General features: G+C 54.9%; 10 protein-coding genes and 1 pseudogene. 3 read left to right on the top strand and 8 right to left on the bottom strand.

Annotation, left to right across the window (positions count from 1 at the left end; all coding sequences use genetic code 11):
• The 7 genes from NH344_RS17020 to NH344_RS16990 all read right to left on the bottom strand — a co-directional run.
• Positions 1-127, bottom strand: a 127-nt coding sequence (locus NH344_RS17020) for a helix-turn-helix domain-containing protein (protein ID WP_253028188.1), incomplete at its 3' end; no start/stop codon positions are given.
• Between the two features lie 362 nt (positions 128-489).
• Complete coding sequence (locus NH344_RS17015) at positions 490-675, bottom strand: DUF4172 domain-containing protein (protein ID WP_213262664.1); 186 nt, start codon at positions 673-675, stop codon at positions 490-492.
• Between the two features lie 146 nt (positions 676-821).
• Complete coding sequence (locus NH344_RS17010) at positions 822-1,709, bottom strand: GIY-YIG nuclease family protein (RefSeq protein ID WP_213262665.1); 888 nt, start codon at positions 1,707-1,709, stop codon at positions 822-824.
• A gap of 52 nt (positions 1,710-1,761) precedes the next feature.
• On the bottom strand, positions 1,762-4,863 hold the full coding sequence (locus tag NH344_RS17005; RefSeq protein WP_213262666.1) for a DEAD/DEAH box helicase family protein: 3,102 nt from the start codon (positions 4,861-4,863) through the stop codon (positions 1,762-1,764).
• Positions 4,864-4,872: 9 nt separating this feature from the next.
• Positions 4,873-6,144 (bottom strand): restriction endonuclease subunit S, encoded by a 1,272-nt coding sequence (locus tag NH344_RS17000; protein WP_213262667.1) that lies wholly within the window; start codon positions 6,142-6,144, stop codon positions 4,873-4,875.
• Positions 6,141-8,534 carry a class I SAM-dependent DNA methyltransferase gene (locus tag NH344_RS16995; RefSeq protein WP_213262668.1) on the bottom strand — a complete coding sequence of 798 codons (2,394 nt, stop codon included), beginning with the start codon at positions 8,532-8,534 and terminating at the stop codon, positions 6,141-6,143. The genes NH344_RS17000 and NH344_RS16995 overlap by 4 nt, the downstream gene beginning before the upstream one ends.
• Before the next feature lie 145 nt (positions 8,535-8,679).
• Entirely contained in the window at positions 8,680-8,832 is a 153-nt protein-coding gene (locus tag NH344_RS16990) for a hypothetical protein (RefSeq protein ID WP_168444433.1), read from the bottom strand.
• Positions 8,833-9,540: 708 nt separating this feature from the next.
• Between NH344_RS16990 and NH344_RS16985 the strand changes: the two genes are divergently transcribed.
• Complete coding sequence (locus NH344_RS16985; RefSeq protein ID WP_253028187.1) at positions 9,541-10,497, top strand: arsenic resistance protein; 957 nt, start codon at positions 9,541-9,543, stop codon at positions 10,495-10,497.
• Between the two features lie 15 nt (positions 10,498-10,512).
• Here NH344_RS16985 and NH344_RS18285 read toward each other — a convergent pair.
• Positions 10,513-10,794, bottom strand: a pseudogene (locus tag NH344_RS18285) (hypothetical protein); the annotation flags it as partial.
• A gap of 82 nt (positions 10,795-10,876) precedes the next feature.
• On the opposite strand from NH344_RS18285, the gene NH344_RS16975 reads away from it, so the two are divergent.
• A complete protein-coding gene (locus NH344_RS16975; protein WP_253028186.1) occupies positions 10,877-11,224 on the top strand; it encodes a hypothetical protein in 348 nt (115 codons plus the stop codon).
• A 63-nt stretch (positions 11,225-11,287) separates the two neighbouring features.
• Positions 11,288-12,326, top strand: a 1,039-nt coding sequence (locus NH344_RS16970; RefSeq protein ID WP_253028185.1) for a TolC family protein, incomplete at its 3' end; no start/stop codon positions are given.

The following is a 12,326-nucleotide window of genomic DNA, read 5'->3' as shown; positions in this document are numbered from 1 at the left end:
ACGCGTCGGTGCGATAGCGCAGCACCGCGTTCCAGACAAACCGCACGCACCCAAACGTCCGCGCCAGCAAGGCTGCTTGCTCAGGCGTGGGATAGAAGCGGTATTGGTAGGCGCGTTCGGCTTTCATGCTTTACACTTTAGACGAAATATTGTAAGGATGCAAAACACAAGGCGTCCTGGCGGACGCCGCGCTATCCATCCTCGCACTAAAAGTACGAGGTTTTCCGCGCTAACTGATAAGGGCTATGGGGTTTGCGGGGATTATCACCTTGCCAACGTTGAGCATGGCCACTTTTACTACAACAGCGCCACCGAGCACCTAGCGCTAGGCACCGATGCGCCGCTGTATCAAGACAACTGCGATAGGGTTTCTGACTAATATCCATGACCTTATGACGATTGATTGGCCAACTGCGTCCACAACGCCTTAAGAAAATGCCTCTCCCACGGTATCCAGCAAACATATGAGTGCTCTAAATTACCATTCGTTCAGCATTGCGGGCGGCATAGCGCTATCAGCGCGTCTATCTTCACATTGAGATCCACCTGCCCAGGCTCAGCCTCGTTTTTACCCAGCACACGCCCCTGCATCAGCCACAAGGCATGTAAGTTAGGCCGCAGCGCGGATTCGTCCCACTCAAAATGCGGCCAATGTGGCTGTTCCCAGACATACATGACCCGATTGCCCCGTCTATTCAGATCATATTATGAGCCGGTTATGGTAGCTATTCGGCTCATGGGCTAGCTAATGAGTTGTTTGGGGTGGGGCAAAGAATACAGATGAGCACAAATTCCACTTCTGCAAGTTGAAAACGTTTTGGCTAAACAACTGATAACCTTATGTCTTGGATGGCTTTCAGAGTTTTGCCATTAGCATCCTTCCAAGCCAAACGCCCGTTGGCGCTACCGCCAACCAAGACGCCTGCGGCTGTTGAAGGAGAGGAAAATCGAAAATCCTGGGTGAATATCAACTTTCCATTTTGCGGTGCTAGTACGCCACGCTCTTGCAGGAGTTGGCGCTGCTCGCGCATGTAGTCATGAATGGAAAGAGTTTCCTCAGCACGTGCCAATGAGCCTTTGAGCACCACAAAACCATCGGCCACTTCTCTACCCGTGCCTTCAGCACCACGTTCGTTGAGATAAAGCGTCAGCGGCGGCTCGACTTGCTCTGAAGATGACGCGGCGGCTTGGCTGCTAGCGGCTTCAAACGCATCAATGCCCAATAGCGGAAAAATCACCAGCATCTCGGCTAAGAACCACTCGGCGTCTGCACGGTCGGCTTCATTGAGCGGAGGCGCGGAGGGGTACGCCGTATTATCCACCGCCCACTGATTGGCCGTCTTCGCCATGTCCAGCAGCCGCGACTCTAGGTAGCGCACGTTGGCCTTATTCAAACCTTCGTTGGTACTGGTAAAGGCGATGGCCCGAGTCCAAAACTCCTTACCCGACACATGCTGCTTGATACGCTCGGCGAGTGCATCGGCTTCGCCTACATACAACTTGGCCGCCCCCTCTTCCGTTTGACCCATGAGCACATAGACGCCCGGCTGGACCATTTCGCTTCTGGCCAGTGCACGCTCAAGCTGTGAGCGGTTAGCCACCACCGCCCTGCCCGTCCAGTTGGACTTTTCGACGATGCGCAGGCCCTCGGGCGTGCCGTCAGCAAGGAAGATGCGGATGGAAGTTGGGCGTGGGTGACTGGATGTCATTAGTCTCTCTCTTGGTCGCGATACAGCGCGAGCTTTTTAGCCAAGCTCACTTTTATACATTTCTGCCCAGCCCAGGTTTTTGCAGTGCATTTTTGAGGCTTTGATAAAACGCCGCTTTGAACGTCGGGTCCTGGGCGTGGAGTTTGTATAACTCCATCTCCTCCTTGCGCCGTTTCAACATCACTTCTTTCATGATTTTATCGAAGGCGATTTCACGCGAGTAGGGGTCCGGGTTATCGCTGAATTTCTGCTCGAAATCCGGATGTGCTCTCACGCTGTCCAAAATATTAAGAAACTTGACGCGCTGCTCATCCGGCGTAGCGCTCCAGCCTTGAAACCAGCGTTCGTTAAAGGTCTTGATGATTTCCTCGAGCGGGTCCTTCTGGCTCTCTTCTTCACGGTACCCACGCGGGTTGGGGTTTTGCGGATCGAGCGTGGCTTCTTCGGCATCCAGTGTAATCGCATGGTTGAGCTTCGTTCTGCCCAATCCGTAGGAGGAAAGGTCGACGGACTCGAGCAGCTCGTCGAGCTCATCCTGGTCAGGATCCTGGATCTTAAGCTTCGGAATGAGGAACTTCATAAACCAGAACAGCTTTTCCCATGCCACGACTTCGAACGGCATGATCGATGCCATTTGACCGTAGATTTTGACGAACTGCTTGGCCTTGATCTTGAAGTCGATTTTGTCCTTATCCTCAAGCCCCAGCTCCGCGTTGAATCGCTCGGCGGCTGTATCCATAAGTGGGCTCAGCTTCTGGGCATCCTCTTGGTTGAAGAAACGCTGGCAGAACTTGTCAACCTCCTCCCACTCGTAAACACCGGTCTCATCGAGTGCATCTTTCAAATCGTGCAGAACGTTAACATCTGTCGCCTGCGACAGAGTCGTCACGGTGAAGAAGGGATCGAACGCCTTTTTGATGTCATCGACTTCGTTGAAAAAATCGAGCACGAACAGGTCTTCGGTCCGCTTACCCAGTTTGGGCGCCGAGCGATTCAAGCGGGATAGCGCCTGAACGGCCAGCACCGACTGCAGCTTTTTATCCACATACATGGCGCAAAGCTTGGGTTGATCAAAGCCGGTCAGATACTTATTGGCCACCACCAGTAACCGAAAGGTGTTCTCGACGCTCTGACCGTTCAGCAGCATCGGCTTGCCTTTATCGTCGTAGCCATCGAAATAGAAGCGCGTCTTCTCCTCGGGGAAACCGTTCATCTCGGCTTCCGTGTACTTGATACCGTCGACCTCCTTGTCGCCCGAAAAGGCAATCAACGCCTTGAACGGATTGCCGCACTTCTCCAGCTCCTTCTGTACCGCGCGATAGTAGCGAATAGCCATCTCGATATTCTGGGTGATGATCATTCCCCGAGCCTTACCGCGCAGCTTCTTCTTGTTGACCACGTTATCGACGAAGTCTTCCACCATGACCTCGGCCTTGATGTCGATGGTTTGCTGGCGGTGTTCGACGAAGGCGCGCAGCTTCTTCTGCGCCTTGGCGGTATCGAACAGCGGGTTGTCCTCAATGGACTTCTGAATCTCGTAATAGCCTTTGTAGGTGGTGTAATTGGCCAGCACATCGAGGATGAAACCCTCCTCGATCGCCTGTTTCATGCTGTAAAGATGAAATGGCTTGTATCCACCCTCTGGCTGCTTTACGCCGAACATTTCCAACGTACTGTTCTTGGGGGTCGCCGTGAAGGCAAAATAAGAAGCGTTGCCCCGCTGCTTGCGTGCCCGTATGGATGTGAGAATCTTGTCCTGGTTGTCCTCCTCGTCCGTTTCCGAACTTCCCCCCATGGCCTTGTTCATGTTGCCTTGAGAGTGGCTAGTTTGGCCGCTGTGGGCTTCGTCGATGATCACGGCAAAACGCTTATCAGAGAGGTCCGCGATGCCATCGATAATGAAGGGAAACTTCTGAATCGTGGTGATGATGATCTTCTTACCGTTCTCCAGCGCCGCTCGGAGATCCGAAGAGCGCATCGCCGGAGCGACGATGTTCTTCACCTCGGAGAAATCCTTGATGTTCTCGCGCAGCTGCTTGTCCAGCAGGCGGCGGTCGGTCACGACGATCACGCTATCGAACAGCGGCGCATCCAGCGCCTTCGCGCCGGGCAGATCGGCCTGCTCGGGATAGCTTTCAATCAGTTGGTAGGCGGCCCAGGTAATCGAATTGGATTTTCCCGATCCGGCGGAGTGCTGAATCAGGTAACTCTGGCCTACCCCATGCGCAGCGGTATGGGCCAGCAGCTTGCGTACCACGTTGAGCTGGTGGTAGCGCGGAAAGATCAGGTTTTTCTTCGCCAGCGGGTCGGTGCTTTTACCTTCCAGCAGCACGAAGTGCTGGATGATACCGGCGAGACTGTCGGGCTTGAACACCTCTTCCCATAGATAAGCGGTGCGGTGGCCATTTGGGTTAGGCGGGTTGCCCGCGCCTTCGTTATGCCCTTTGTTGAACGGCAGAAACCAGGTGGCGTCCCCGGCGAGCTTGGTCGCCATCCAGGCTTCATCGGTATCGGCGGTCATATGGACCAGCACCCGCCCGAACTGCAGCAACGGCTGGGTGGCATCCCGGTCGCGATACTGCTTCTGACCGTGGTAACGCGCCGTCTGTTGCGTCCAGGCGTTTTTCAACTCCAGGGTGACGATGGGCAGGCCGTTGACGAACAGCACCATATCGATGGATTCGTTGGGGTTCGCTAGCGAGTGATGCACCTGGCGCGTCACGCTCCACACGTTAGCGGCAAAGTTGTCGTGCACCGTCTGGGCGGAACTGGCCAGCGGCGCGGGGTACATCAAGATAAGGTGGGCATCCTCGACCGGCAGCCCTTTTTTCAACAGGTGCAACACACCCTTGCGCTTGATCACCTTGTCGTACTGGCCGAGAATGCGCGCCTGCCAATCGGCGGGGTGGCGGGTCTTGAGCTTGTCGAGCGCTTTCGGCTGAGTGGTTTCGAGAAACTCCCAGAACCGAGGGGTATCCAGCGCCAGCGTGGCATCGAAGTCGCTGGCATGGCCAAGGCGGTAAGCACCACTCACACCGTAAGTAGCAGGCTCGGTAATGCCCTGCGCCTGCGCTTCACTCGTGGTGCCGGTCAGGCTGCGTTCGATGGCCTTTTCCAGCGCTTTTTCCGTGGTGTCGCTTACCGCATAACTCATGACTGCCCCTTAACTGACCTTGATTTTGCCCGTGACTGCCGCGTTGATCAGGGTGGTTTTGTATTCTTTAAGCTTAGCTATTTGGTTTTGCTTGATCTTTATGGCATCGTCGATTCTGTCACAGCTATGTTTAATATGATCTGCAATTTCAGCCTGCTCCTGATATGGCGGGACATAAAGATCCACGTCAGCGAAATTTTCAAATGTCAGATCTTGTCCATCGCGGATAAAATTTCCGGTAATCTGAAGCGCATGGATGTAGCGCGGGGTCTTCAGCAAATAGCCAAAGAAATCTGGGTTTACTTCCGGCGCAGGCCTAAGGATGACGTATGATGAGCGAATGCAGCCCGTTGAATAAGCCCTTTCAAGCCCCCCTTGGAAACTTCTCATGCTTATGACGAAATCGTTTAGTTCGACATGTTTTCGCTTATCGAGATTAGTTGAAATTTTAACGACCCTACGCCCTACTAAAGATTCGAACTTTTCCTGTGAGATAACCCCGAAAGACTGCGTAGCCGATAATTGAATATCGTTCTTGCGAGCTAACTCCTTACTTTGTTTAAAAAGGAATTTACTGCGCCAAACCTTCCAATGCGCAGGAATCTCCCCAATCCAGTCGATGCCGCTGTCTTTCATGGGCGCGCCAGGGTTAAGGCCACGGGTGACGGCCTGCTGGATCAGGATCTGGCGACGCTCGCGCAAGAGCTTGATTTGCGCTTCCTTGATCCGCACTGCCTGGTCGATTTTGGCGGATTTGTTATCTAGAAATGCGGCGATTGCGCGTTGCTCGGGGAGCGGGGGGAATGGAATCTCAGCATTAGCTATGAAGTCAGGGTTCGCCCGAGGCATCTTTGCGCCGTAGGTTGATCCATTGATGAGGCTGATAAAGTCAGAAGACCGTAGCGCATATGCCAAGAAATCTCCAAAAGTATCCTTAGCAGACTGGAAAACCAAGAATTCAGATGAGCAAATGCCTGAAAAACCGGGTTTGACAACCTTCGCGAGGTAGGGCCGAAGCTTTCCAAAAAGTATATCGCCAGCCTCAAAAGTAGTTGCTAGCCCCTCGACCTCACTTCCACCTTCGAGAAGGTTTCCAGACCAACTTTGAACGTTTTCCATACCGATATAGGGCAGGTCACATCCCTTGCTAGCAATTTTCTCCGACTTCAGGTTCGAAGCATATTTAACCCGTCGAACTTCCCAATGACTGGGAATAACAGGAAGGTGAGCCACCTGAGTAGTACTGGTGAGTTCGTGCGTTGGATAAGCCGCGATATTCATTCCGCCAGCTCCAGCTTCGTCGCCACTTCGACACCCAGAATATCAGCAATCAGCCCATCGGCCTGCTTTTCCAGTGCCAAAATATCCCGCGTTACCTCTTCCAGACTCCGCAGTGGCTTGTGACGGTAGAAGTACTTGTTGAAGCTGATCTCGTAGCCGATCTTCACGGAGTCGAGGTTGATCCAGGCTTCTTTAACGTGCGGCTTCACCTCGGCTTGGAAATAGCGGTGAATGCTGTCCTTTAGCGGCACGCTTTCCGCATCGCGCAGGTCGGTGGCGCTTTCATAGGTCAGGTAGCTGCCATCGTCCTGACGGTAGTAGCCGAAGTCCGAAAGTGCTTCCTCGGTGCAGCCGTAGCGCTCGGTCAGGCCTCTCACGCCCTCTTTCGAGAGCGAGTAGCGCTTGTCGATCACTTTATGTGCGCGCTCGTCGTACCAGCTCACGGCGTTCAGCAGCGCGGTTTTCTCTCCGGCGGTTAGCTTGATCTTCTGCGCCTTGAGCGTTTTGGTGACGGCCTCGCGGAAGGCGTTGAAGTCATCGGTCTCTTGCATGCCGATCTGCTCCATCAAGGCGGTGGCCGCATCATGCAGATCGCGCAGCTTGAGCCAGTAGCGGGTATCGGTCAGTTTGCCGCGCTGCTTGGCGTTCAGGGTCATGCCCTGCTCTTCGCACCAGGCGGCAATGGCTTTGGCTTCGCCTTTTAAAAAGCCCGGCTCGTAAACTTTGTCGCCGTGGGCTTCCCACAGCCACTCCATCGGCTCCCGCAGGGCTTTATCGAAACGTAGCGGTGCGATGCGCTCGGCGCTGAAACCAGCGCGTCGGCGGTCGGGGCGCTCGATGGTGACCTTGTAGTAACCGAAGTCGTCGTTATCGAACACCTGCACGGCGATGCCCTGCGGGTCGTTGTTGGCGTCGATTTCCCGCTCGATGGGGGCAAAGTCGAGGTAGGCGTTAGTGATCGTTTCTATATGCTCGGGCGCAAATTCGCAGTTCTTGTCGCCCAGGTTCTTGCGCAACTTGCGGTAGAGCAGGTTGGCGTCGATCAGTTGGACACGCCCTTTTCGGGCTTCCGGCTTGGCGTTGGTCAACAGCCAGATATAGGTGGTGATACCGGTGTTGTAAAACAGGTTGTTCGGCAGCTGGATGATGGTATCCAGCATGTCGTTTTCGATGATGTAGCGGCGGATGTTGGATTCGCCGCTACCCGCGTCGCCGGTAAATAGGCTAGAGCCGTTGTGAACGGAGGCGATACGCGAACCAAGCGGGCTGGTGCCCGCAGGCTTCATCTTGCTGACCATCTCCATCAGGAACAGCAGCTGGCCATCCGAGGAGCGCGGAGTAGCGTCTACCGTCTCTTTGTTACCCCAATAATCAGCCAACTCCACCTGAAAGCGCGGATCAATGACATCCTTGCCGTCCTTGATGTACTTGACCTCGCTGCTCCAACTCTTGCCGTAGGGCGGGTTGGAGAGCATGAAGTCAAAGCGTTCGGCGGAAAACTCATCGCTGGAGAGCGTGGAGCCAACGCGGATGTTCTCGGGGTTGTTACCCTTGATCATCATGTCCGATTTACAGATCGCGTAGGTCTCGTCGTTGATCTCCTTGCCGTAGAGATAGACGTCGCCGCTGGCCTTGATCAGGCCTTCTGGATCCTTGATATAGTTCTGCGCTTCGGTCAACATGCCGCCCGACCCGCAGGCCGGATCATAAATCGTCATGAGCGGGGGTAGCTGATTCTTGATTGGGTCGAACATCAGGTGCGTCATGAGGTGAATCACCTCGCGCGGCGTGAAGTGCTCCCCCGCTTCTTCGTTGTTCTCTTCGTTGAACTTGCGAATCAGCTCTTCGAAGACGTAGCCCATGCCCAGGTTGGAAAGCCCCGGTAGGGTGTTGCCTTCGGGGTCTTCCGTATCGTGAGGCGTGAGGTTGATATAGGGCGAGACGAAATTCTCGATGACATCCAGCAGCACCTGTTTGTCGGCCATGTGGCGCATCTGATCGAAAAGCTTGAAACGGCGGATGATCTCCTTGACGTTATCGGAGAAACCATCGAGGTAGTCCTCGATATTCGCCAGCAGAATCTGCTGGTTGTTGGTGGCAGTGCCGTGCAGCTTCTTTAGCGTCCAATGACTGGTGTTGTAAAACACGTAGCCGGAGGCTTCCTTCAAGGGCTCCTCATCCAGCTCTAGCGCGCCTTCGTCTTCTTTCTGGTAGCGAACCTCTTCGAGCACCGCGTCCTTGGTCGGCTCCAGCAGGGTGTCCAGGCGGCGCAACACCACCATGGGCAGGATGACGTCACGATATTTGCCGCGGACGTAAATATCGCGCAGGCAGTCATCGGCAATTTTCCAAATAAAAGAGACAAGGCTGTTATGAGAAACCTGATTCATTGATGAAATGTAACCTTATGATATTTAACGCTAGCCCGATTTTTAGGGTGTATGAACTGCTGTTCGCAAGCCACTAAAAAAACAGGCAGAAACAGAAAGCCCGCTCATCGGCGGGCCAAGGAAATGCGACTGCTCAACAGCTAAGCTAGCAATTCAGCTCTTTAGCTTGGTCGAGAACACGCTTCTGACGAGCGATGGCGTTATGGATGACCTTGTTACGCACGGCTTGTTTCTGCTCAGCGCTCGCATGACGCGCAAAATGCGTTAGCGGGGTAGATTTCGACATTTTATCTTTCATGACTCATCCTCGCCTGATAGTAGGCTTTTCAGCTGTTCATGAGTGTAGCGCTCGGGCAGGAATGGATCAATCGAATCGATATCCTCTTCCCAGTGCTGATTTGTGTGGTCTGTGTCCTTGATGATGAGGTCGAGACAGACCCTTGAGCCGAATTCTCGTTTGACTCGATTCACCACCTCTTGAACACTGAGGAACTGCTCAATGAAGTTTTCGAGCGGAATATTACGGCCCTTAGGTATATGCGAATCATACAACAAGGCCGCTCAATCGTTGAGCGGCCTTGTTGAGTCTAGCTAACCATTACCCTAATTGGACGTAGGATCACTCCCACTCTATTATCAATAAGCCATTTTTGTCTTTTATTTTCAACGGCTTATTATACTGATAATCGGTAACACCATGATAAATACCATGCTCAGAAATTCCTTAAAAATAATTTCATTTTTTACTGACAGCTCCTCTCAACAGGGTCAGAACCAGCCAAACCGGGTAAAAAGCCACCAACCCTGTGGAGACGCCCATCCCCGCTACTGTCAGAAAAAAGGTATAACGCTGACGCTAACCATTTTACCGTATCTCTCCCGACCCAACCTAAAGAGATTTCAGTCCCCCTCGAAGCCTGCCGAAATGCTCAGGGCAAGTGTCGGGAGTTCATTGCGCCCCAATGATACTATCGTGCCCTCGAAAAAACAGCGGGAACAGCCTTAAATGCGCGAACAATTGGAGCGATATCAAGTCTGGCTTTATCTCCTAGCCATCCTGGCCGGCATGACCATCGGCTGGATGTCATCAGAGCAGACCCGTCATTGGGAAGCGCTGCTTTGGCCCGCACTGGGCGTTCTCCTGTACACCACTTTCACTCAGGTACCACTGATACATCTCAGGTCGGCATTTCGTGATCGCCGCTTTCTGGCCGCTTTGCTGACGGGCAATTTTATCCTGATACCGGTGGTCGTTGGTCTTCTGTTGTGGCTGTTACCGGATGATCCCGCTATTCGTCTCGGCGTACTGCTGGTACTGCTGGTGCCCTGTACGGACTGGTTTATCAGTTTTACCCATCTCGGTGGTGGGGACGGTGCCAGGGCCATAGCGGCCGCGCCGATCCTTCTGCTGGTCCAGCTCATTTTGCTACCCATTTATATCTGGCTCTTCATGGGCAATATCGCCATTGAACTGGCGGTTGGCAGCCACTTGCTGCCGGCATTCTTCGGATTGATTGTCACCCCGCTGATCCTGGCCTGGATTACCGAACGGTTGACGGAAAAGCACCCGCGCGCGCAAACACTGGTGGACTGGCTTGGGTGGCTGCCCGTGCCGTTGCTGGCATTGGTGGTGTTTCTAATTGCCGGCTCCCAGGTCAGCCTGGTGATCGACAATGGCGCCCTGCTGTGGTCGGCGCTTGTGGTTTTTGTACTTTATCTGGTTGCCGCCGCTACCATCGGCAAGGGGCTCAGTGAGCTATTCGGGTTCACGCCCACTATCGGCCGCACCCTCACCTTCAGCTTTGGCACCCGCAACTCCTTCGTCATGCTGCCGCTGGCGCTGTCACTGCCGGAGCCCTGGCGTGCCGCCATCGTTGTCATCGTCTTCCAATCCCTGGTCGAGTTGTTTGGCATGGTGGCGTATCTGCGTTGGCTGCCGCGCCTGATCAGGAATGCCGACTGAGCCGGGAACGCAGCCTTACCCGGCGCAACAGGACAATTGAGTCACGTCCTTGGTAAAAGTCTGGGCGCAGAGCTTGAGCCCTTCCACTGTGGTCCGGTAGGGAAACAGCTCTTCAGCCAATTCCTGCACGGTCATATTGGCCCGCATCGCCATGACCGCCGGCATGGCGCGAAGATCGAGCATAGCGTCGCCGCCGGCCATATTGATCCCGGCCCGGCTGCCCCCGGCGGCAGCCACATAGACGAACTGCGGTTGGTCGGTGCAATCGCCCGCCACTCAGGGCAGCGCACTACGGACACACGTAACGCCATGGGAGTCCAGTCCTTTCTATGTGGTTGCCTTTCTGCTAGGCTCACGATCAAATTCCGGGACCACTTGCATGATTAAACGCTGTTTCATAGTCGCAATGACGCTGTTGATTGCTTTGCAGTCAGTGGCGTCTATTGCCTATGAAGCACAACCGCACAACCCCGCAATGCCACATTATGATGAGCATTCACACGAATCAGCGGATTTTTCCAGCGAAAATCAGGCAACCAAGTCGTTTCCCGACAGCCCCAGTCATTCAGCGGACCATTGCCATCACAGCCACAGCTACTTTCACATGGTGTTGCTGGGAACCCTCACAGACATTTCCGGCTTGGCTGCGGGAATAGTACAGTCCGACTACCAAGCCAACTTCACCACCGGGGTTCAATCCTCCCTTTTCCGCCCTCCCATTTCCTGACCCTGCGAATACCTTCCCCACCCGGGGAACAACTGTCATTTAGACTTTCATAGGAGCAGTCCCATGCTTTTCAGAATGCCCGTAAAAAACGGGCGGCGCGCAATGCCGTGCCACTCTATTATCCATGCCTTTTGCCTTCTAACGCTGGCATTTGGTTCTACCCTGGCACTCGCCGGGGAGAAACCGCTCACTCTGTCCAAAGCTCTCTCGCGGGCCATGGCACAAAACCCCGGCCTCCAGGTCTTCGATTTTCGCCTTCAGGGTCTTGATGGCCGACGCATCACGGCAGATCAAAATCCTGCCCTGGAGGCCGGCCTGGAAGTGGAAAACTTCCTCGGCAGCGACAATCTGCGAGGAGTTGACGGGGCAGAGTACACCCTATCCCTGTCATCGGTTCTCGAACTTGGCGGCAAGCGTCAGGCCCGCGTCAGCGTGGTTGACTCACGATACGGGCGCGTCGAGGCCGAGCGCCGGGCCGAGACCCTGGATGTGCTCGGACAGGTGACCCAGCGCTTTGTCGCCACCCTGGCCCTGCAGGAAAAACTCCAACTGGCCGCTGAAGCCGTGGCGCTGGCCGAGGCCACCCACGAGATCGTCACCCGTCGCGCCGACCGCGGCGCGGCGCCCCAGGCCGAAGTCCTGCGCGCCAGGGCCGCGCTCACCCAGAGTCGTATTGAGCAGTCCCATCTGCGAGCCGCCTACGAGAGCCGGAAAATGGCTCTGGCTTCCCTGTGGGGTGATACCAGCCCGGACTTTCAAATGCTGGAAGGCGACCTGTTCCAGTTCGGTTCCTCCGACAACTTCGTTGCTCTGTACCAGCGGGTCAGCGACAGCCCGGCCATTCAAATCTACGCCAGCGAACAGCGTATCCGCGAAGCGGAAATTCAGCTGGCGCGCAGCCAGTCCGAGAGCGACATCCGTTGGCAGGTCGGCATCCGGCGCTTCGAAGTGACGGATGATACCGCCTTGACCGCTGGGCTCTCGGTACCGCTCTTTTCCGGACGGCGCAATCGCGGCGAGGTGCAGGCCGCCCTGGCGGCGCGGGATGAGGTCCGATTCCGCCGGGAGGATACCCTGCTGCGCCTCCATTCGCGCCTGTTCG

Origin of the sequence: Halomonas sp. Ps84H-12, assembly GCF_024124725.1 — a bacterium.
Taxonomy (GTDB): domain Bacteria; phylum Pseudomonadota; class Gammaproteobacteria; order Pseudomonadales; family Halomonadaceae; genus Vreelandella; species Vreelandella aquamarina.
This window is presented reverse-complemented; position numbering and strand designations above follow the sequence as displayed.